This window comes from Asticcacaulis sp., assembly GCA_024707255.1.
Taxonomy (GTDB): domain Bacteria; phylum Pseudomonadota; class Alphaproteobacteria; order Caulobacterales; family Caulobacteraceae; genus Asticcacaulis.
In genome coordinates, this window is sequence record JANQAC010000001.1 from 497933 (window position 1) to 517935 (window position 20003).

18 protein-coding genes are annotated in these 20003 nt (G+C 61.4%); 8 read left to right on the plus strand and 10 right to left on the minus strand.

Annotated features, from left to right (window positions below):
• Nucleotides 1-3 precede the first annotated feature (3 nt).
• Entirely contained in the window at nucleotides 4-2043 is a 2040-nt protein-coding gene (locus NVV72_02500; GenBank protein MCR6658251.1) for a hypothetical protein, read from the plus strand.
• 103 nt (nucleotides 2044-2146) lie between these two features.
• On the opposite strand, the gene NVV72_02505 is transcribed toward NVV72_02500, so the two are convergent.
• From NVV72_02505 to NVV72_02525, 5 genes are all read right to left on the minus strand, one after another.
• A complete protein-coding gene (locus NVV72_02505; protein MCR6658252.1) occupies nucleotides 2147-2788 on the minus strand; it encodes a glycine zipper domain-containing protein in 642 nt (213 codons plus the stop codon).
• A gap of 160 nt (nucleotides 2789-2948) precedes the next feature.
• A complete protein-coding gene (locus tag NVV72_02510; GenBank protein MCR6658253.1) occupies nucleotides 2949-3713 on the minus strand; it encodes a YebC/PmpR family DNA-binding transcriptional regulator in 765 nt (254 codons plus the stop codon).
• A 120-nt stretch (nucleotides 3714-3833) separates the two neighbouring features.
• Nucleotides 3834-4667: a YmdB family metallophosphoesterase gene (locus NVV72_02515; protein MCR6658254.1), complete on the minus strand. Its 834-nt coding sequence runs from the start codon at nucleotides 4665-4667 to the stop codon at nucleotides 3834-3836.
• A gap of 36 nt (nucleotides 4668-4703) precedes the next feature.
• Nucleotides 4704-5306, minus strand: a complete 603-nt coding sequence (locus tag NVV72_02520) for a 5-formyltetrahydrofolate cyclo-ligase (protein MCR6658255.1) — start codon at nucleotides 5304-5306, stop codon at nucleotides 4704-4706.
• A 287-nt stretch (nucleotides 5307-5593) separates the two neighbouring features.
• Nucleotides 5594-6787: a hypothetical protein gene (locus NVV72_02525; GenBank protein ID MCR6658256.1), complete on the minus strand. Its 1194-nt coding sequence runs from the start codon at nucleotides 6785-6787 to the stop codon at nucleotides 5594-5596.
• 126 nt (nucleotides 6788-6913) lie between these two features.
• Between NVV72_02525 and NVV72_02530 the strand changes: the two genes are divergently transcribed.
• Nucleotides 6914-7216 carry a ferredoxin family protein gene (locus NVV72_02530; GenBank protein MCR6658257.1) on the plus strand — a complete coding sequence of 101 codons (303 nt, stop codon included), beginning with the start codon at nucleotides 6914-6916 and terminating at the stop codon, nucleotides 7214-7216.
• Here the strand turns inward: NVV72_02530 and NVV72_02535 are convergent.
• Nucleotides 7213-8736, minus strand: coding sequence for an MFS transporter (locus tag NVV72_02535; GenBank protein MCR6658258.1), 1524 nt, complete (start codon nucleotides 8734-8736; stop codon nucleotides 7213-7215). The genes NVV72_02530 and NVV72_02535 overlap by 4 nt on opposite strands.
• 144 nt (nucleotides 8737-8880) lie before the next feature.
• Between NVV72_02535 and NVV72_02540 the strand changes: the two genes are divergently transcribed.
• From NVV72_02540 to dprA, 5 genes are all read left to right on the plus strand, one after another.
• On the plus strand, nucleotides 8881-9450 hold the full coding sequence (locus NVV72_02540; protein ID MCR6658259.1) for a hypothetical protein: 570 nt from the start codon (nucleotides 8881-8883) through the stop codon (nucleotides 9448-9450).
• A gap of 178 nt (nucleotides 9451-9628) precedes the next feature.
• The gene (locus tag NVV72_02545) at nucleotides 9629-11953 is read left to right on the plus strand and encodes a glycoside hydrolase family 3 C-terminal domain-containing protein (protein ID MCR6658260.1); all 2325 of its coding nucleotides are present in this window, start codon (nucleotides 9629-9631) and stop codon (nucleotides 11951-11953) included.
• Nucleotides 11953-12381 (plus strand): GNAT family N-acetyltransferase, encoded by a 429-nt coding sequence (locus NVV72_02550; GenBank protein MCR6658261.1) that lies wholly within the window; start codon nucleotides 11953-11955, stop codon nucleotides 12379-12381. The genes NVV72_02545 and NVV72_02550 overlap by 1 nt, the downstream gene beginning before the upstream one ends.
• Nucleotides 12378-13157 (plus strand): GDSL-type esterase/lipase family protein, encoded by a 780-nt coding sequence (locus NVV72_02555; protein ID MCR6658262.1) that lies wholly within the window; start codon nucleotides 12378-12380, stop codon nucleotides 13155-13157. Before NVV72_02550 ends, NVV72_02555 begins: the two co-directional genes overlap by 4 nt.
• 63 nt (nucleotides 13158-13220) lie before the next feature.
• A complete protein-coding gene (gene dprA, locus NVV72_02560; GenBank protein MCR6658263.1) occupies nucleotides 13221-14345 on the plus strand; it encodes a DNA-processing protein DprA in 1125 nt (374 codons plus the stop codon).
• Here the strand turns inward: dprA and NVV72_02565 are convergent.
• On the minus strand, nucleotides 14330-14569 hold the full coding sequence (locus NVV72_02565; GenBank protein ID MCR6658264.1) for a hypothetical protein: 240 nt from the start codon (nucleotides 14567-14569) through the stop codon (nucleotides 14330-14332). The genes dprA and NVV72_02565 overlap by 16 nt on opposite strands.
• Before the next feature lie 268 nt (nucleotides 14570-14837).
• Between NVV72_02565 and topA the strand changes: the two genes are divergently transcribed.
• Nucleotides 14838-17468: a type I DNA topoisomerase gene (gene topA, locus NVV72_02570; GenBank protein ID MCR6658265.1), complete on the plus strand. Its 2631-nt coding sequence runs from the start codon at nucleotides 14838-14840 to the stop codon at nucleotides 17466-17468.
• A 119-nt stretch (nucleotides 17469-17587) separates the two neighbouring features.
• On the opposite strand, the gene alkB is transcribed toward topA, so the two are convergent.
• From alkB to ada, 3 genes are read right to left on the minus strand one after another with little or no spacing between them, the layout of a single operon-like run.
• On the minus strand, nucleotides 17588-18211 hold the full coding sequence (gene alkB / locus NVV72_02575) for a DNA oxidative demethylase AlkB (protein ID MCR6658266.1): 624 nt from the start codon (nucleotides 18209-18211) through the stop codon (nucleotides 17588-17590).
• The gene (locus tag NVV72_02580; protein ID MCR6658267.1) at nucleotides 18198-18911 is read right to left on the minus strand and encodes a 2OG-Fe(II) oxygenase; all 714 of its coding nucleotides are present in this window, start codon (nucleotides 18909-18911) and stop codon (nucleotides 18198-18200) included. Before NVV72_02580 ends, alkB begins: the two co-directional genes overlap by 14 nt.
• Nucleotides 18904-19965 carry a bifunctional DNA-binding transcriptional regulator/O6-methylguanine-DNA methyltransferase Ada gene (gene ada, locus NVV72_02585; protein ID MCR6658268.1) on the minus strand — a complete coding sequence of 354 codons (1062 nt, stop codon included), beginning with the start codon at nucleotides 19963-19965 and terminating at the stop codon, nucleotides 18904-18906. The genes NVV72_02580 and ada overlap by 8 nt, the downstream gene beginning before the upstream one ends.
• Between the last annotated feature and the right edge of the window lie 38 nt (nucleotides 19966-20003).

Genomic DNA, 20003 nt, shown 5'->3' on the forward strand with positions numbered 1-20003 from the left:
TGGATGCGTAAGGACCGTCAAACACGTTCGCAAAGGGGGCAAGGCCTTGTGCTGAGCCTGACGCTCCTGCTTGTGACCGCCGTCATGTGTCTGTCCGTGCCGCAAGGCGCTGTTGCCGGCTCCAATGTCGCCGCCCGCGTCAATGCCACCATCCGTCCGTGCTTTGGCGTCCTGCTCGATCCCGAACTGCGCACCTGCCGCTCGCAGCAGCGCTATGGATACGGCAATGGGTACGGGTACGGCTATGACGACTGGAACCGCCGCTTCCGCAACGGCACGGTCGCCCATTTCGATTGCAGCGAAGGCCCCTACGCGCTCGATCGCCTGCTGGCACGCCTGCCTTCGGGAAGCACGCTTTACCTGCGCGGCTCCCGCGGCTGGCGCACCTCCAATGGCCTGGGCGCTGCCGACCTGCCGGAAGCCTATGCCAATTACAGCGTCTGCGAAGTCAGCCTGCGCCTGCGCAAATCCATCATCATCCAGCCCGAAACCGGACCGGGCTATGACAACCATCCGCTGGTGCTGAAGGCGCCTCAGGGCGAAAACTGCATCCGCGTCGAGCCGACGGCCGACATGGTCATCGTCCGCAACCTGACCCTGATGTCGACGCGCGGTGCCAGCCAGTCGTGTATTTCGGCCTCCGGCGGCGAATTTACCCTGGAAAACGCCAACCTGCGTTATGATGGCGAACGCTCCGCCGTGGCCATCGAGGCCGGCCGCTTCAACATGTCGGACACCAACCTGATCGCCCGCACGGAAGACGCCGCGCTGGAGATCAACCACGCGTCCCTCTATATCTATAACAGCCGCGTCGCCAGCACCTATAACGGCATCCGCGGAGACATCACCAATGACAGCCGCCTGCTGGGCGTGACCGTGCTGCAACTGGGTGACTGGCAGGGCTTCGAGCGCGGCGAAAACGCCAAGGCGATCGATCTCAGCCTGGAAACCAACCGCAGCATCATCACCATCGACCAGACCAAGACCCTGTTCTATGGCAATGGCCTCTATCTCGATGGTGTTGGCGAGGCCCTGGTCTCCAACTCCCTGTTCTATTCCGATCACGCCATCACCAGCAATCTGGAGCGTGTCCGCATACTCAACAACTACATCTTCGCCGATGAAGTGGGCATCAATCTGGAACGCGGCACCGCTTATGTCGGCAACAACCATATCCGGCTGGTGCGCACGGCGGCGATCCTGAAAAAGCCGGGCGCCATGCTGCGCGCGGTCAATAACCACATCGAAACCGAGCGCTGCGAGGATCTGAGCTGGGGCGATGTCCCACCGGAATTCCGCAACTGTACGCCCTGGCATCAACAGGCCGCCTTTGGTATTCCCGGCGGTGGCGTCGACTGGAGCATCTACGACCTCCTGAGCGAGGCCTGCGCGGATTCGCCCTCCGACGGCCACGCCGGCGCGGTGTGCAGCCGCTTCCACGCCACCACCTTCAAGACGCTGAACAAGGAACGCACCTATGACGATCGTTCCTACAGCGAACTGATCAAGGCCGGATGCAGCCGCAACATGACCCAGGTAACCGCCGTCTCGTGGCAGCAGTGCCAGGATTACCAGAAGCTGCGCCTGCCGGCTGACAGTGGCAAGGTCGATCCGGTCATCGAGGAAGCCTCCTACCGCGCGCTGAAGGCGATATGCACACAAAAACCAGCCGACCCGGCCTGGGGCCAGCGCTGCGATACCTATACCAAGAGCGCCAATGCCGAGATCAACAGCGGCGACCAGTATCCCTTCGAGGATGACGATACCAACCTGGCCCTGGCCGATGGCAAGGAATGGCTGTCCCAGGAACTCTACAGCAATGAGAATAACCTCTATTCGGTAAACGCCGGCACCTTCATGCCGCTGTTCGATACCTACCTGCCGCGTCCGCCCTATCGCATGGCCACCTCCAATGTGGCCGGCCCGAACTCGCCGGATAATCCGGAATCGAGTCAGGGCGCCCCGCCGCCGCGCAATCCGTCGCCGCGCCGCGATGCGCCGGCCGTGCCGAACCCGGTGCCGCCTATCCCGCGGATCAATTAAACCAAAAGCCGGACCAGAAGGTCCGGCTTTTTTATTGTCCAGTGCCGAAATGAAAAAAGCCCCGATTAATATCGGGGCCTTTTTACATTCCTGATTTCAACGGTCAGTTATCATCGCTGTCATCATGATGACGGCCCCAGTGCCAGCCGCCTTCCTGCTTGTCCTTGGCCTGGAGACCAAGCACGGCGCCAGCCACAGCACCGGCCGCCGCATCATTCGTATCGCCGTTTGCCCCACCGATCAGGGCCCCTGTCGCCGCGCCCAGTGAAATGGCGTTGGAATCGCCGGCATTCAGGCTGGAGCCCATGGTGGCGCCGATCACGGCGCCCTGCTGGGCGCCCTTGGAATTATTGGTCACCACGCTACCGACAACCGCACCCGCTACCGCCCCCACGATCACCGGATTGGGGCCGCCGCGCACAAAATCAACGCCATAGGCGCCGCGCCGCGTACAGACATAGCTGCCATCGCGTGGGTTCTGAGCATAGGGATCGAGACCGACCGAATTGCGGGTGGCATTGGAGGACATAACCGGCAGGTCACTCGTCCGCGTCACGCGGGTTTCGACATGCGTATAGGGATCGTAGGTCATGATTTCCGGCGCCTGGCCGTTAAAATCGGACCGGCAGGCTTCATCGGCACGCGCCGTATTGATGGCCCGCGGCTCCGGTGTGGTGACGCAGGCGGATGTCGCCAGCCCCGCACCCAACGCCAGACCTGTAAGAATAAAACGTGACGCCTTCATCGCATCCCCCGACCACGGCATTAAAGATGGTTAACGGGGCATAGTCGCACACTTTCCGGCTCAAGCAAAGGCTTGAATCGGCGCGGGAACACAATTGAAATAACCGCAGTTACCCAGGCGCAACGCTTTTATAAGCAAGCGATAAAGACGACACGGTCCCTCAGCCCAGGGCTTCGTAATCCTCGTCCGAGATTTCGAAATTGCCATAGACATTCTGCACGTCGTCATCGTCGTTCAGGGCGTCGATCAGCTTCATCAGGGTGCGCACCGGATCGCCGGTGATTGGCGTCGTGGCCTGCGGCTTCCAGACGAAGCCGGTTGACTTCGGGTCGCCCAAAATCTTGGAGACGGCCTCTGCGACTTCGTTCAGATCTTCGAAGGCGGTATAGATGGTGTGGCCGCCCTCGTCCTCGTCGCCGTCACCCGGATCGGTCTCGACATCGGCGGCGCCCGCCTCGATGGCCGCTTCAAAAATCTTGTCGGCGTCCCCCGCCGTCAGAGGATACTTGATCTCGCCCAGGCGGTCGAACATGAAGGCGACGCTGTTGGTATCCCCCATCTGACCGCCGAACTTGGTGAAATAGCTGCGCACATTGCCGGCGGTGCGGTTGCGGTTGTCTGTCAGGGCCTCGACGATCAGGCCGATACCGCCGGGGCCGCGGCCTTCGTAGCGGATCTCTTCCATGTTGTCGGCTTCACCGGAGGCGCCCTTCTTGATGGCGCGTTCGATATTGTCCTTCGGCATCGATTCGGCCTTGGCCATCGAAACCGCCAGGCGCAGACGCGAATTCATGGCCGGGTCCGGCATACCCATCTTGGCGGCGATGGTGATATCGCGCGACAGCTTGGAGAAGAGCTTGGAGCGCGCGGCGTCGGCGCGGCCCTTCTTGTGCATGATATTCTTGAATTTACTATGGCCGGCCATGGGTCCTCAATGTCAATGTAGTGCCTCCAAACGTCCCTGACGTTTGGCAAGGGCAAGTGCCCGCCCGAGCCGATGCGAGGCAAGCCCCCGCGGCGCCTGAGCGGAAAAAGATGCCGGTTTCTAAACCGAAACCAGCGCTTTAGGCAAGGTCTGGCTTAGGCGCCCACCGATGCGGATCGGTTCGATACGCGTGGCCAGTCCCGTGCGGTCATCGCTCTCGACATAGACGCCGCAGACCGTGGCCGGACCGGACGCCGGACGATAGCGTTCCTTGCCGATCCGCGTGGTAAACCGGCGCAACGGCTCTTCCTTGTCCATGCCGATCACACTGTCATAATCGGCACAGGCCCCGGCATCGGTCTGGTAGGCCGTGCCGTTCGGCAGGATCTGCGCGTCGGCTGTCGGCACATGGGTATGGGTACCGACCACCAGGGTGGCGCGGCCGTCGCAGAAATGCCCCATGGCCATTTTTTCCGACGTCGCCTCGCAGTGCATGTCCACCACTATGGCATCGGCCGCCAGGCCCAGCGGACAGGCATCCAGTTGCTTGTCCACTGCGCCAAACGGATCATCCATCGACGCCATATGCACCAGGCCCAGAACATTCATGACCAGGATGCGCTTGCCCGATTGCGTCTCGAACAGATTGGCCCCACGCCCCGGCGCATCGGCCAGCGGCGGATAGTTGATCGGCCGGATCAGGCGCGGTTCGCGGACAATATAGGTCAGGGCCTCTTTCTGGTCCCACGAATGGTTGCCGAGCGTCAGGCAATCGGCGCCGGCGTCAAAGAGTTGGCGCGCCGAATTTTCCGACAGGCCGAAGCCGGCCGAGGCGTTTTCCGCGTTGATAATGACGAATTCGAGGTCAAGCTCACGCCTGAGTCGCGGCAGGTGCTCGGCAAGTCCGTCGCGTCCGGCGCGGCCCACCACATCACCAAAAAAAGCAAAGCGCATTAAAAGTCCAGTTTCTAAGTTCCGCTTTGGTGGGAACTACACCTTGGAGCGCACCTGAATGACGCCCTGATCGGTAAATATACCGTCAAGCGGCTGATCATGCACCTCAAACGGTATTTCGGCAAGTTGCTGCCCCGAAAAAGCGACCCCGTAGCCTTTTACGTCCTTCTGCGCCCGCAAACGCGCCAGCACGCGGTCGTAATAACCGCCGCCATAGCCCAGCCGCCAGCCCTGGTCATCAAAGGCCAGCAAGGGCATGAACACGACATCCGGCGCAATTTCGTCAGCCTCATCCGCCGGCTGATGGATATCGAACGGCCCGCTGACCAGATGATCGCCCAGGCTGAACCTGCGGAAGATCATGCGGAAACCTTCCCCTTCCGTCACCAGGCAGGGCAAGGCCAGCGCATAGCCGCGCGCCTCGAAAATCTGTAACAGCGGGAAGGGATTTATTTCGCTCTGGATCGGCCAGTAGGCGGCGATGATGGCGTCCCTGTCAGGCCACGCCCGGTGCTCATCGAGATGTGCCTCGGCGACCTCGGCCAGTACGTCCCCCGCCAGGGGAGAACTTGATGCGAAAGCGGCGCGGCGGCGCTTCATTTCGTTGCGCAGCAACGGCTTCTGGTCGGCCATCAGCATAGTCAGTTCTCCGGCTTGCTGATCAAGCTTAGCAAATCCGGCATAAAAAAGCACGGCTGAATGTGAGGCAGGGTGGCGGCGCCATAAGAGCCGTGTCGATGCGTTTAAATCCTCTCAGACCTGACTAGTCAGGTGGGAACCAGGTAACTAGGACCACGGTCCAGATCAGAGCCAGTCCCCGTTCTAAGTGATTAAGGTCAGAAGGAATAGTGATCGCCACGCGAGCCACAGCAAGACCCGCCAAGGCTTATATAGGCCGCCATCCCGGCGAACTCAAGAACCTTCGTTTAAAGCAGGGTCGCCGCCACGGGCAGGACGGGCGGCGTCGCGGCCTCGACATTCAAAAGGCTGTCCTCGAAATCGACGAGAATATCGGCAAATTCCTGCGGCGTCAGGCGCATATGGGTCATGCGCGCCCCCATGCGATAATCCCAGAACGAACCGATATGGCTGAGGATACCGATGCTTTCGCCCAGTTCGAAGAACATCTTCGGACCGGCCAGCAGGAACTTGCGGAAAGGCGCCGGGTCAGACCCCTGCGTCAGGGCCAGATAGGCTTCGTCATAGACCTTCAGCGTCTTGCGGGTCGAAACGATGGCGGTGATGATCTTCTTCGCCAGCCGCGGCCTGACCTCGGCCAGGTAGTCGCGCGTCGCGGCATCGATCGGCCCCATGGTGCGGTAGGTCTGCAAACCGTCGATCACCTGCTTGATGTCGGCCTGGAGGTGCGTCTGGCGCCATTTGAAATAAAGGAATCCGCGCCATGAGAACATGCCCTCGGCGAAATCACCGTCGCTCATGCGGAAGGTCTGTTTGAGCGGATCTAGGTCACTGTCGAGATTATTGGCCAGGATTTTCGAGGTCAGCTTTATCGCCGCGGCTTCCATGCCGGCGCCGAAGGCCGTCATGACCAGATGCTCGATTTCCGCATTGGCGAACCCAACCATCTCATTGAGATCGCTTGGCGAAATCTTCAGGTAGCAGGGATCGGGCTGAAAGCCGAAGCGCGCCAGATGCTCACGCACAAGGAACGGATCGAGCGAGGGAATGACATCCAGATGCTGGAGTATCTGCAGGTCGGGATTGCTGGCCAGGTTTTCGTCGCTGAAATATGAGCGGGTAAAATTGACAAAGCCGGACTGATTGACAAAGATCGATCGGCCACCCAGGCGCAGATCGCTGGCGTCGAAGGGCAGGATGATCTTGGTGGCCGTGCGTCGCGGATGGGCAAAAAGCTCGCGTTCAGCCGGACGCAGGGTGTGCTTGACGAGCAGGGCCTTGTTCAGTTGCGAATTGCGGAAGAACGGACTGCCGGCATAGCCTGCACTGCGGCCGCTGGTGGCGAATATCTGCGAGAGATTGAGCACCCGGCTGGTTGACGCCGTCTCGCCGAGATTGGCCAGGTTACGCACATCGCGCGCGCTCTGGCCGCCGGATTTACTATAGCCAGACTTACTGTAAGATGCCGCCCCCGCGTGCATGAATGAACTTTCTGCTCAGAAATAGCTGGGGCTTTTTGCCACCAGTCTATAGAATACACTACTGGCCCTGAGCGTAGTCAAAAACAATTAAGGGCGTATAAATTTTCCATAAAGATGCTGCGTAAAATGGCTGAAACTCCCTCAAAAACGGACGGCGCCTGCAAACAGGCGCCCGGCATTTTCACCCCCGTCATCGATCGGGCGCGCTGCGAAGGCAAGGCCGATTGCGTGGTTATCTGCCCCTATGACGTTTTCGAGCTGGATATCCTGCCGCCGGAAGACCGCAAGGGTCTTGGCACACTGGCGAAGGTAAAGGGCTTTATCCACGGCTGGAAGCAGTCTTTCGCGGTCAACGCCGATGCCTGCCGGGCCTGCGGCCTGTGCGTCAGTGCGTGTCCGGAAAAGGCGATCAGGCTGGAGAGGCGTTAGGAAAAGTCGGCATCGCTGAGCGTTTCGCCGGTCGCTTCTTCCGCGGCCTTGGCGACTGGCATCTCGTGCGAGCGCAGCGGGCGCTCCTGCATAGACAGCAGCGCCAGAAAGGCCAGCCCCATAGATACCGCCGCGCCCGTAAATATAGGCTTGTAGATGCGTGCCGGATCGCTGACACGGCTCAACGTATCCGCCGACAGCGCGCCATGAAAGCTACCGCCCAGCAAGGCATAAAGCTCGCCGAACAGAATCGCCCCGAACACCGCCACCAGCAGCGCGCCGCCTAGGGACCGGAAGAAGTTCATCACGCCTGTGGCCGTGCCCATCTCGTGGCGTTCAACGGCATTCTGCACCACGACTGTCGCCACCGGGAAGGTCGAGCCCACCGCCGCATTGGCGAAGAACAGGCCACCGATATAGGCCCAAAGCGTTAGCCGGTCCCCGATCACGGCCATGCCCGCATAGATCACCGCGCCCGCGAACAGGCCGATCATCGGTATGAGCTTGTAGCCGGTGCCCTTGCCGCGCGCCATCAGTTGGCCCGACAGGATCGATCCACCGACCACACCAAGCGCCGAGGGCGTCATGACCATGCCGGCCTGCGTCGCGCCCATGTGGTAGATCAGTTGTACGTAAAGCGGGTTATAGGCGCTGACTGACATCAGAGCGCCCATGCTCAGTGTGGAGACCAGTATGGCGCGCACAATGACGCCATCCTTGAGGATGCCGGTCGGGATCAGCGGCTCGGCGGCGGTGCGCAGGCGGAAGGCGAACAGCACCCAGAAGACCGCCGAAACGACATAAACCGCCCAGAGCGGCAGCCCCATCACCGCCGCACCGCGCGTATTGATGGCCAGCAAAAGGACGATGGCCGCCGCCGCCATCAGGACCGCGCCCAGCCAGTCGATGCGATGCGGGCGTTCATAGCGCGGCAGTTTCATCAGGCCACGAGAGACGATCCACAGTGCCACGGCGCCGACCGGCAGGTTGACCCAGAAAATCGACTGCCAGCCCAGGTGTTCGGACAGCACGCCGCCGAGGATCGGGCCGCCCAGGCTGGAAGCGGTGAAAACCGCCGCGAAAACGCCCTGAATGCGGCCGCGCTCCTTCGCCGTGACGATATCGGAAATCACCGTCTGGACCAGCGACATCAGCCCGCCGCCGCCCAAGCCCTGCACCGCGCGCGCGGCGATCAGCACATACATGTTGGGCGACAGGCTGCACAACAGAGAGCCGAACAGGAAGATGCCGATGGCCATCAGCAGGGTCGTGCGCCGGCCGATGATGTCGGCCAGCTTGCCATAGAGCGGTGTCACCACGGTTGATGACAACAGGTAGGCCGTGACCATCCACGGCAGACGCTGCACGTCACCCAGTTCGCGCCCGATGGTCGGCAGGGCGGTCGAAACAATGGTCTGGTCAAGCGCCGCCAGCAACAGCACCGCCATCAGGCCGATAATGATTCGCTGGACGTCCTTCGGGTCCATGGCCGGGGCCGCTGCAGCTATTGTCTGGTTCATCCGGTCATCCCCGTTATTTCAGTTTACAGACTGTATTATTTTCTCAGTGCGCGCAAGCCCCGGATACAGCCTTGACGTCACGCCGGCTTTTCATCAGACATAGGGGTACAAAAAAACAATATATAACCGTTGGGAGCCGCCTGAATGAAACGCCCGATCACTGCAATCACCACCGTCCTTATAGCTGCCGCCCTCCCCTTAACTGCAATGGCCGCGCCCGATATCGCCGGCCGCATGGTCAATCATCCGGCGGCCGACCAGTGGGGCGTCTATGGCACCGGCGAAAAACACGAGTTGGTCAAGGACACCACCGTGCGCGGCGGCGCGGCCCTGCAAATCACCTCGGCCGGCAAGGGTGCCAATCCGTGGGATATCCAGGCGGGTATATCCAATTCAAAGGCGGTCAAAAAAGGCGATGTCGTTCTGCTGGCCTTCTGGGGCCGCACCGTGACGCCGGGCAGCGCGGCTGTTCCCGCCGTGGTGCAGCAATCCGCCGCGCCCTATACCCGTATCGGCGAGCAAACCCTCACCCTGACGCCCGACTGGCGCCTGCATTACGTCACCGCCACCGCCGACCAGGATTACCCCGCCGGTACGCTGGGCGTCAGCGTGCAACTGGCGACCGGTGCCCAGACCGTGGCGCTCGGCCCGGTCTTCCTGCTCGATTTCGGCCCCGGTTACGATCCAAAATTCCTGCCGCGCAATATTCCGTAAAAAGAGCGTTGTTACTGCAAACGTTATCAGCCCACTTCCTTTTGCAGAGCCTGTTTTTTCGCTTTTGACGCAGCGGATTTCGTCTATAAACATCCCAAGCCAGTCCGACTGTTCCAGTCGCAATAAATATGCGGTGCCGCCAAAGGTGCCCTGCGTTTAACATCTTGGGAGATACCTCATGACCTCGTTCCGCCCGGCCGCCTTCGGCCTGCGACTTCTGGCGACCACAGCCCTTATTGGCGCCTTTGCCCTCGTCCCCGCCGCTCAGGCGCAAACCACCAACGCCCCGCCGCCCGCCCCGACCGTCCGCACCGATGTGCCGGCCGATCGTCCCTGGATGGACACCAGCCTGAGCGCGGAAGCCCGCGCCGACCTGATCCTCAAGGAAATGACCCTGGCGGAAAAGCTGCAACTGACCTTCGGCTACTTCTCGACCGATGCCAAATGGTCGATCACCCCGATCAAGAACTTCGTCTTCCCGGCTGAGGGCCTGCCCTACTCCGCCGGCTTCGTGCCCGGCATTCCGCGCCTCGGCATCCCCAACCAGTGGGAAACCGACGCCGGCGTCGGTGTCGCCACCCAGACCGTGCCTGAAGCCGCCCGCACCACTGACCTGCCACGCGGCCGCACTGCCCTGCCTTCCGGCATCAATACCGCCGCCACCTGGAACCCGGAAGTCGCCGAGGCCGGCGGCGCCATGATCGGCAATGAAGCCTTCCTGTCCGGCTTTAATGTGCAACTCGCCGGCGGCATGAACCTGATGCGTGAGCCGCGCAACGGCCGTAATTTTGAATATGGCGGCGAAGATTCGCTGCTGGCCGGCATCATCACCGGTCACGAGATCAAGGGTATCCAGTCGAACCACGTCATCTCGACCCTGAAGCACTACGCCTTCAACGGCCAGGAAACCAACCGCAACCAGATGGATCACCAGATCGAGGACAAGGCGGCGCGCGAATCGGACCTGCTCGGCTTCCAGATCGCCTATGAAACCGGCAATCCCGGCTCGGTCATGTGCTCCTATAACCGCGTCAACGGTCACTATGCCTGTGAAAACGACTGGCTGCTCAACCAGGTTCTGAAGACCGACTGGGGCTTCAAGGGCTATGTCATGTCGGACTGGGGCGCCACCCACTCCACCACCCAGGCGGCCAATGCCGGCCTTGACCAGCAATCCGGCTGGGCCTTCGACCGCTCGCCCTATTTCCACGGCGCCCTGCGTGAAGCCGTCAATAACGGCTATGTGTCGCAGGAACGGGCCAATGACATGGCCAAACGCATCCTGTGGGCGATGTTCGAGGTCGGCCTGTTCGATACGCCGGTCAAGGGCGACCAGGCGACCACCATCGACTATGAGAAGAACGGCAAGATCAGCCAGACCGATTCCGAAGAAGGCATGGTCCTGCTGAAGAATACGCCGGGCCTCCTGCCTCTCAGCAAGACGGCCAAGTCGATCCTGATCATCGGCGCCCATGCCGATGTTGGCGTGCTGTCGGGCGGCGGCTCGTCTCAGGTCTATCCGAAGGGCGGCTCGCCGGTAGCGGATGAATATGGCAAGGGCTTCCCCGGACCGAAAACCTGGTATCCGTCCTCACCGATGAAGGGCCTCCAGGCACGCACTTCCGCCACCGTCACCTATGTCGATGGGAAGGACGTGAAAGCCGCCGCAGCGGCGGCGAAAAAAGCCGATGTCGTCGTCGTCTTCGGCGAACAGTGGACCGGCGAAGGCTTTGACGTGCCCGATCTGAACCTGCCGAATGGCCAGGACGCCCTGATTTCAGCCGTGGCGAAAGCCAACAAGAAAACTGTGGTCGTGCTGGAAACCGGCGGCCCGGTTGTCATGCCGTGGCTCAGCAAGGTCGGCGCCGTGATCGAAGCCTGGTATCCCGGCTCAAACGGCGGCGAGGCCATTGCCCGCGTCCTGACCGGCGAGGTCAATCCGTCCGGCCACCTGCCGGCCACCTTCCCGGCCTCGCTCGACCAGTTGCCGCGCCCGGTGCTGGAAGGCGATCCCAAGCTTGATTCCGACTCGCACCCGATGAGCAATTACAACATCGAAGGCGCCGCTATCGGCTACAAGTGGTTCGACAAGAAGGGCTATAAGCCGCTCTTCCCGTTCGGCCACGGCCTGTCCTACACCACCTTCGCCCTGTCAGACCTGACGGCCGCCGCCGAAGGCAAGGGTGTGAAAGCCAGTTTCTCGGTGAAGAATACCGGCGCGGTTGCCGGCAAGGAAGTGGCGCAGATCTATGTGTCCGGCAATGGATGGGAAGCGCCCAAGCGCCTCGGCGCCTTCCAGAAGGTCGAGGTCGCGCCCGGCCAGAGCCAGTCGGTGTCGGTCACGGTCGATCCGCGCCTGCTGGCCACCTATGATTCCGCCAGCAAAACCTGGAATATCGCCGCGGGCGATTACAAGGTGATGCTGGCGACCTCGGCCGCCGATATCGTCCAGACCGTCACCGTGCATCTCGATGCGCAAACCCTGGACGTCAGAGGCAAGTAATGGGTCTGCGTTTCGAGGTCACGACCGACACAGCGAAGATCGATTTCGACGCCGTCTATCGTTTCCTCAACGCAGAGACTAACTGGGTAAAGGGCATTCCGCGCGACCTGTTTGACAGGGCGATGCGGAATGCCCTTTGTTTTGCCGGCCATCTGGCGAGCGAGCAGATTGCCTTCGCCCGCGTGATCACCGACCGCGCCACCTTCGCCAATCTCGTCGATGTGTTTGTCGTGCCGGAATATCGCGGCAATGGCTACGCCTCCCGCCTGCTCGAACTGGTATTTGCCCATCCGGACCTGCAAGGGTTGCGCCGCTTTACCCTGGCCACCAGTGACAAGCATGGCCTTTATGAAAAGTTCGGCTTTCATGCACCTATGCGACCGGATACCCTGATGGAACGATACAACCCGGATATCTATAAGAAATGAGACTTTTGCTGTGCCTTGCCGCACTGGTGTGCGCTTCTCCGGCTCTGGCCGAAGACTACCAGAGCTCTCCCCCGCGCCAGCGTGCGGTGGAAAAGGACTGGGGGCCGTGGCTTGGCCCCTACCGAGCCGGCATCGTCGCCAAGATGGGCGAGGACTTCGGCGAACAGTATATCTATGCCGCGCAGAATGCCGCCCTGCCCGCCCCAGCCACCAATGAACAGCGCGTGATCTTTCTGGGCGATTCCATCACCGACCGCTGGAACCTGACGAAATTCTTCCCCGGCAAACCCTATGTTAATCGCGGAATCGGCGGCCAGGTCAGCCCGCAGATGCTGGTGCGCTTCCATGCCGATGTCGTGGCGCTGAAACCGAAGGCCGTGGTGATTCTGGCTGGCATCAACGATATCCAGGGCGCGCTTCAGGTCGAGACCGAGGCCCAGATCGTCGCCAACTACACCGCCATGGCCGAAATCGCCGAGGCCAACGGCATCAAGCCGATCTTCACCCTGCTGATGCCGGTCAATAACTATACGCCCAATGCCGTTACCATGCTGTCGGACCGCAAACCGGAGCGCGTGGCCTGGCTCAATGCCTGGCTGTCCGGCTTCTGTCAGGCGCACGACTATGGCCTGATCGATTACGGCCCGATCCTGCGCGATGACAAGGGGCTGCTGAAAGCCGAATATACCAGTGACGGCATCCATCCGAACGACGAAGCCTATGCCCTTATGGCGCCGGTCGCCGAGCGGGCAATAGAGGCCGCGCTGAAAAGATAGTCCCCGTCTTGAGCCGTCCTGAAAAGCCTGTTAGCGTCGCGCGATTATTGAGGGACCACAACCATGGGATTTGACCGTATCGCCGCGGCCGCTGATGAAGCTGAGCGCATCGCCCGCCTGCGTCTGGCGCGCACCCAGCGCATCGGGCCGGTCAATTTCGCCCAGTTGATGCAGCGTTTCGGCTCCGCCATCAGGGCACTGGAAGAGCTGCCGCATGTGGTCAGGCGTACCGGCGGATCGCTGACGCCTTACCCTGTTGCCAAACTCGATGAAGAACTGGCCCGCGCCGAGGCGGCCGGCGCCCGGCTGATCGTGCTGGGCGACCCGGATTATCCCGCCCTGCTGAAACAAATCGACGCCGCCCCGCCGGTTCTGTGGACCCTTGGGCCGCTCAAACCGCGAAAGAAGGCCATCGGCATTGTTGGTGCGCGCAATGCCTCCGCTGCCGGGCAAAAGATCGCCCAAACCCTTGCCCACGAACTCGCAGAGGCCGGCTTTCATGTCATTTCCGGCCTGGCGCGCGGCGTCGATACGCGAGCGCACGAAATGTCACTGAAAAGCGGCACGGTCGCCGTGCTGGGCGGCGGCGTGGACGATATCTATCCGCCGGACAATCGCGGCCTGTACGAGCAGATCCGCGCCCATGGCCTGCTGGTCTCGGAAAGCCCGGTTGGGCATCGCGCCACGGCTTCGGACTTTCCCCGCCGCAACCGCATCATTTCCGGCCTGTCGCTCGGCACCATCGTGGTCGAGGCCGAACTGCGCTCCGGCTCGCTGATCACCGCCCGCCTGGCCGCCGAACAGAACCGCGAGGTCTTTGCTGTCCCCGGTTCGCCGCTCGATCCACGCTGTCGCGGCACCAACGACCTGCTGCGCCAGGGCGCCAACCTGTGCGAAGGTGCCGAGGATGTCATCCGCGTTCTGGAGACCCAGATGGGCTTCAATGCCCCCGAAGCCAGTGCTTCCGACTCCACCTTGCCGGAAATCACCTTCCAGCCGCAAAATGAAGATGATATCGCCCGCGTCAGCCGCAGCCTGCTCGATCTGGTTAGCGAAACGCCGGTCCACCGTGACGACCTGCTGCGCTTATGCGGCGCGCAGACCTGGATCGGCCTGGCCGCGCTCAGCGAACTGGAGGTGGCCGGACGGTTTACAGTCAGCGATGGCGGCTTTTACAGCCGTTCCTGACTGCACCCGGCATCCAGGCCATTTGAAACATTTCCCTCATTAGGCGAAACATTCCCGCTGACATGTGCAGCTGTGAGGGCCCGTCGGAGATCATGCCCCAGCGCAGCGCAACCGGCGCGCTCGGCCATCTGCGCCAGTTCCTGGGCGATTTCATTGATATATTCCAGCACATCGCTTTGTTGATGCACCAGACTGGCGGCGCTATTATCCAAAGGCACAGACATGTAAATACTCCCCGCGATTACATGGTTAACATGTATCACTGATTGTATTTAAAAAACTATCAATTTTAGATTGCGTTCTGAAATATTTTATTAGCGTTGACAGAAAACAATTCGCTCAGCATGTATGCCGCCTGTTCCTTGAGCATCCGGCCGGCCGCGGCACTTGATTATTCGGCGCGGCATCTGATCTAAGGGCTGCGTTTGTCGTCCCCATTCCTTTGTCCGCAAGCCCCTTCGCGGACACGATTTTCGCCTGACAAGAGATTTTATGACCGTTGTTATCGTAGAAAGCCCGGCCAAGGCCAAGACCATCAACAAGTATCTTGGCAAAGGTTTCACCGTTCTGGCCAGCTTTGGCCACATCCGCGACCTGCCTTCCAAGGATGGATCGGTCAAGCCGGACGATGACTTCGCCATGACCTGGGAGGTCGATCCGAAGTCCTCGAAACGACTCAACGATATCGCGGATGCCATAAAGACCTCCGACCGCGTTATCCTGGCCACCGACCCGGATCGGGAAGGGGAAGCGATCTCGTGGCATGTGCTGGAAGTGCTCAACAAGAAAAAGGGCCTGATGAAGGACAAGCAGGTCCAGCGCGTCACCTTCAATGCCATCACCCAATCCGCCGTCCAGACCGCCATGGCCGCCCCGCGCGATATCGACATGGAACTGGTCGATGCCTATCTCGCCCGCCGGGCGCTCGATTATCTTGTTGGTTTCACCCTGTCGCCCGTGCTGTGGCGCAAGCTGCCGGGCGCCCGTTCGGCCGGCCGCGTGCAGTCTGTGGCGCTGAAGATCGTCGTTGACCGCGAAATCGAGATCGAGAAGTTCAAGACCGAGGAATACTGGACGGTCGATGCCGAGGTTTCGGCCAATTCGCCGCCCTTCAATGCCAAGCTGTTCACCTATAACGGCAAGCGTCTGGGCAAGTTCGACCTGCCGAATGAAACGGCGGCCTTTGCGGCGCGCGATCTGGTGAAGCGCTCGCAGTTCACCATCACCGAAGTCGATCAGAAGCCGGGCAAGAAGTCGCCGCCCCCGCCCTTCACGACCTCAACCCTGCAACAGGAAGCCGCGCGCAAGCTCGGTTTCTCGGCGTCGCGCACCATGCAGACGGCGCAAAAGCTCTATGAAGGCGTCGATATCGGCGGCGAGACCGTCGGTCTGATCACCTATATGCGGACCGACGGCGTCTATGTCGAACCCGGCGCCATCAACGAGATGCGCAAGGTGATCGGCGAGCGTTACGGCGCACCTTACGTGCCCGAAAGCCCGCGCCTCTACAAGGCCAAGGCCAAGAACGCCCAGGAAGCCCACGAAGCCATCCGCCCGACCTCCGCCTTCCGTCGCCCGGAAACCCTACGCCTCGAAGGCGATCAGGCGCGCCTATATGAGCTGATCTGGAAGCGTACCCTGGCCTCCCAGATGGAGCAGGCGCGTGTCGAAAACACCACGATCAACCTCTTCACCGCCGACAAGCAGACGAGCCTTCGCGCCACCGGCCAGGTCGTGACCTTCGATGGCTTCATGGCCGTCTATGAAGAAGGCAAGGATGACAGCGACGATGATGAGGGCGGCCGCCTGCCCGCCGTCCAGGCCGGCACGATCGCCGATGTCCATACGTCCAAGGCCGACCAGCACTTCACCGAGCCGCCCCCGCGCTATTCGGAAGCCACCCTGGTCAAGAAGCTGGAAGAACTCGGCATTGGCCGCCCGTCGACCTATGCCTCCATCCTGACTGTGTTGCGCGACCGCGCCTATGTCCGCATGGACAAGAACCGCTTCATCCCGGAAGACAAGGGCCGCCTGGTCACCGCCTTCCTTGACCAGTTCTTCCACCGCTACGTGCAGTACGATTTCACCGCCGATCTGGAGGAAAAGCTCGATCTCGTTTCGGCCGGCGAACTGAACTATAAAAAGCTGCTGGCCGATTTCTGGAAGGATTTCCACGCCGCCGCCGAGGGCATGACTGAACTGCGCACCACGCAGGTTCTGGATGCGCTGAATGAGAGCCTTGGGCCGCTCATCTTCCCCGATAAGGGCGATGGCTCCAATCCACGCGCCTGCCCGGTCTGCGGCAATGGCCAGCTAAGCTTGAAAACCTCGCGGTTCGGCGCCTTTATCGGTTGCTCCAACTATCCGGAATGCAAGTTCACCCGCCCCGTCGGTTCGCCTGACGCGGAAGGTGCTGAAAATGGCGCCTCCGGCGACCGCGAACTGGGTGTTGATCCCGAGACCGGCAAGACCGTGGCGCTCAAGATCGGCCGCTTCGGCCCCTATGTGCAGTTGGGTGAAGCCGGATCGAAAGAGGACAAGCCGCCGCGCTCCAGCCTGCCCAAGGCACGGCCGGCGGCCTCGATCGATCTCGAACGCGCGCTGAAACTGTTATCCCTGCCGCGCACCGTCGGCATCCATCCGGAAGACAAGACACCGATCAAGGCCGGCCTCGGCCGCTTCGGGCCCTTCGTGGAAACCGGCGGCACCTATGCCAACCTGTCAAGCTTCGATGAAATTTTCGAGGTGGGCCTCAATCGCGCCGTTGACCTGATCGCCGAAAAGCGTGCCGGCGGCGGCGGCAAGGGCCGTGGCGCGGCCGCGGCGCCGCTTAAAGAACTGGGCACCTTCGGCGAGGGCGGCGACAAGATCTCGGTCATGGCTGGCCGCTACGGCCCTTACATCAAGTGCGGCAAGGTCAATGCCACCCTGCCCAAGGATGTGACGCCGGAGACCGTGACTTTGGAACAGGCGATCGAACTGATCAACGCCAAGGGCGGCGCCTCGACCAAGGCCAAGAAGGCGCCGGCGAAGAAGGCGCCGGCCAAGAAACCAGCGACCAAAACCGCAACAGCAAAAAAGCCTGCTGCCAAAAAAGCGCCCACGAAAAAGAAGACGGCATAGAATCTCCTCCCTATCGCTTGCGATGGGGAAGTGGCAGCGCGAGGCTCGAAGAGCCGGTGCCGCTGACGAAGGGGCGCCCTTCCGTCAGCGATACCTTCCTACTTCGTAGGGAGGAAAGTCTAAATAACCTTGCGAAACGTGAGATTATAGCGATGCCCGCCAATCGGGTGATGCCCGGCCCTCAAGGTCAGCACCCCGTGAAACGCCTTACGCGCCGGGCCGCCCCAGACCACGACGTCACCGTGATGGAGCGTGATCTTTTCCACCGGATCGGACCGTTTCAGACCACCAAACTGGAAAGTCGCCGGCAGTCCCAATGAAACCGACACGATCGGCGCCGAATAGTCACCTTCATTGATATCCTGATGCAGGCCCATTTTCGCGCCCGGTTCATAGCGGTTGATCAGGCAGCCATCCGGCGTGAAATCAAAGCCGACTTCATACGCCGCCCGTTGCGCCAGCTCGAGAAAGACCTGCGGCAACGCCGGCCACGGCTGGCCGGTCAGCGGGTCTGCGCGATCATAACGATAGCCTTTTGTATCCGCCACCCAGCCGATGCCGGCATTGGTCATGGCCACCGACATCCGGCCACCGCCCGGCACCGTCATATGACGAAACGGCGCCTCGGCTACGATGGCGTCAATGGCGGCCACCAGGGCGACATCATCAGTCAGGGCAAAGCCGCGCAGGATCGCTACGCCTTCGCGCGCAAAGGATTCTCCGAAGAGATCAGGCTGCGTCATGAAAGATGATACCCAGCGTATGCCGCCGCCCCGACCTTATGCGCGAAACGCCGTGGCGCATGGCGACGCGATAACTGCCGCGCGTCCCCTCTACCGGTCTTTGCGATACCGCGAAAATCACCGCATCACCCTGCTGCAAAGGCACCACCGCCGGCACGGACTGCATACGTGGTCGCTGTTCGGTCAGGACAAATTCGCCGCCGGTGAAGTCCTCTTCGGGCCGCGACAAAAGGATAGCCACCTGCAAAGGGAAAACATGCTCGCCATAGAGATCCTGATGCAGGCAGTTATAATCGTCCGAGCCATATTGCAGCAAAAGCGGCGTCGGGCGCGTTTGCCCGGCGGCATGGCAGCGCTTGAGAAAATCGTCATGCGCGGCCGGAAAGCGCGTTTCCAGTCCCATGCGGTCCTGCCAGCGATTGGCAATCGGCACGAGTTGCGGATAAAGGCGCGCACGCAATTCCGCCACCTTGTCCGGCAGGGGATAGGCGAAATACTTGTACTCGCCGCGCCCGAAGCCGTGCCGCGCCATATGGACCTGGCTGCGGAACACAGGCTGCTCATAAAGCCCCGCCAGCGCCTGGCAGGCTTGCGGCGCAATCAGCCCCGGCAGGACGGCAAAGCCCCGCTCATCGAGATCGCGCCCGACGGTCTGCCATTCATCAAAAATCTGGTCCGGGAAGAGATCGGCTTCAAACATGCTTTACCACCTTTTGGCCCTCCTTCAGTAAAAGGGCGCGCTTGCGTTCCACGCCCCAGCGATAGCCGGACAGCGCGCCATCGGTTCGCACCACGCGATGACAGGGAATAGCGATGGCCAGCGCATTGGCGGCGCAGGCCCCGGCGACGGCGCGCACAGCGGACGGCGCGCCGATCATTTCCGCCACCTCGGCATAGGCGCGGGTTTCTCCGGCCGGTATGGCGCGCAGGGCCTGCCAGACGCGCTGCTGGAAGGCGGTGCCGCGAATATCGAGCGGCAGGTCCAGTGTCTGCCCCTGATCAACCAGACCGATCACCTGCGCCACGGTCTGCTCGAAGGCCGTATCAGCCCCGATCAGATTGGCGTTCGGGAAACGATCCTGAAGGTCGCGCGCCAAACCTTCCGGATCATCGCCAAGCGTAATGGCGCAAATGCCCTTGTCCGATTGCGCTACCAGGACCGCGCCCAGCGAACAGTCACCGACGGCAAAACGGATATCGCCCGCGCCACCGCTTTGGAAGGCTTTCGGCGTCATGCCGAGGATCGCGTCCGAGCGCTCGTAAAACCGGCTTGAGGAACCATAGCCCGCCTCATAAAGCGCCGCCGTTACCGCCTCTCCGGCGGACAGACCCTCGCGCACCTTTTTCGTCCGGTGCGCATCGGCATAGGCTTTCGGCGTCAGGCCGGTCACCGCCTTGAAGCGGCGGTGAAAATGGTGCGGCGACAAACCCGCCCGCCCCGCCATATCCGCAAGCGAAGGCACCTCTTCCGCCCCTTCGATAAACCGGCAGATATCGGCGATCATTTCCGCCTGTTTTGCCTGTTCGCTTTGGCCGCGCGGCCGGCAGCGCTTGCAGGCGCGGAAACCGGCGGCTTCGGCGGCCTCGCAGGTGGCGTAGAAACCGATATTTTCCGGCCTGGGCAAACGCGAGGCGCAGTCCGGCCGGCAATAGACGCCGGTGGTTTTGACGCTGTAGACAAAGTCACCGGCTTCCCGGCGCGTGAGGGTTTCCCAGCGCGGATCGAGCGTCACCGATGTGGCGGTATCTGGCATGAGGTCAAGCATAGCATTTTCCTTCCTAAAAGGCGTGT

What these genes read in the sequence shown, in the direction of transcription:
- NVV72_02500 (MCR6658251.1), top strand. Translation starts at nt 4, where the DNA reads ATGCGTAAGGACCGTCAAACACGTTCGCAAAGGGGGCAAGGCCTTGTG.
- NVV72_02505 (MCR6658252.1), bottom strand. Translation starts at nt 2,788, where the DNA reads ATGAAGGCGTCACGTTTTATTCTTACAGGTCTGGCGTTGGGTGCGGGG.
- NVV72_02510 (MCR6658253.1), bottom strand. Translation starts at nt 3,713, where the DNA reads ATGGCCGGCCATAGTAAATTCAAGAATATCATGCACAAGAAGGGCCGC.
- NVV72_02515 (MCR6658254.1), bottom strand. Translation starts at nt 4,667, where the DNA reads ATGCGCTTTGCTTTTTTTGGTGATGTGGTGGGCCGCGCCGGACGCGAC.
- NVV72_02520 (MCR6658255.1), bottom strand. Translation starts at nt 5,306, where the DNA reads ATGCTGATGGCCGACCAGAAGCCGTTGCTGCGCAACGAAATGAAGCGC.
- NVV72_02525 (MCR6658256.1), bottom strand. Translation starts at nt 6,787, where the DNA reads ATGCACGCGGGGGCGGCATCTTACAGTAAGTCTGGCTATAGTAAATCC.
- NVV72_02530 (MCR6658257.1), top strand. Translation starts at nt 6,914, where the DNA reads ATGGCTGAAACTCCCTCAAAAACGGACGGCGCCTGCAAACAGGCGCCC.
- NVV72_02535 (MCR6658258.1), bottom strand. Translation starts at nt 8,736, where the DNA reads ATGAACCAGACAATAGCTGCAGCGGCCCCGGCCATGGACCCGAAGGAC.
- NVV72_02540 (MCR6658259.1), top strand. Translation starts at nt 8,881, where the DNA reads ATGAAACGCCCGATCACTGCAATCACCACCGTCCTTATAGCTGCCGCC.
- NVV72_02545 (MCR6658260.1), top strand. Translation starts at nt 9,629, where the DNA reads ATGACCTCGTTCCGCCCGGCCGCCTTCGGCCTGCGACTTCTGGCGACC.
- NVV72_02550 (MCR6658261.1), top strand. Translation starts at nt 11,953, where the DNA reads ATGGGTCTGCGTTTCGAGGTCACGACCGACACAGCGAAGATCGATTTC.
- NVV72_02555 (MCR6658262.1), top strand. Translation starts at nt 12,378, where the DNA reads ATGAGACTTTTGCTGTGCCTTGCCGCACTGGTGTGCGCTTCTCCGGCT.
- dprA (MCR6658263.1), top strand. Translation starts at nt 13,221, where the DNA reads ATGGGATTTGACCGTATCGCCGCGGCCGCTGATGAAGCTGAGCGCATC.
- NVV72_02565 (MCR6658264.1), bottom strand. Translation starts at nt 14,569, where the DNA reads ATGTCTGTGCCTTTGGATAATAGCGCCGCCAGTCTGGTGCATCAACAA.
- topA (MCR6658265.1), top strand. Translation starts at nt 14,838, where the DNA reads ATGACCGTTGTTATCGTAGAAAGCCCGGCCAAGGCCAAGACCATCAAC.
- alkB (MCR6658266.1), bottom strand. Translation starts at nt 18,211, where the DNA reads ATGACGCAGCCTGATCTCTTCGGAGAATCCTTTGCGCGCGAAGGCGTA.
- NVV72_02580 (MCR6658267.1), bottom strand. Translation starts at nt 18,911, where the DNA reads ATGTTTGAAGCCGATCTCTTCCCGGACCAGATTTTTGATGAATGGCAG.
- ada (MCR6658268.1), bottom strand. Translation starts at nt 19,965, where the DNA reads ATGCCAGATACCGCCACATCGGTGACGCTCGATCCGCGCTGGGAAACC.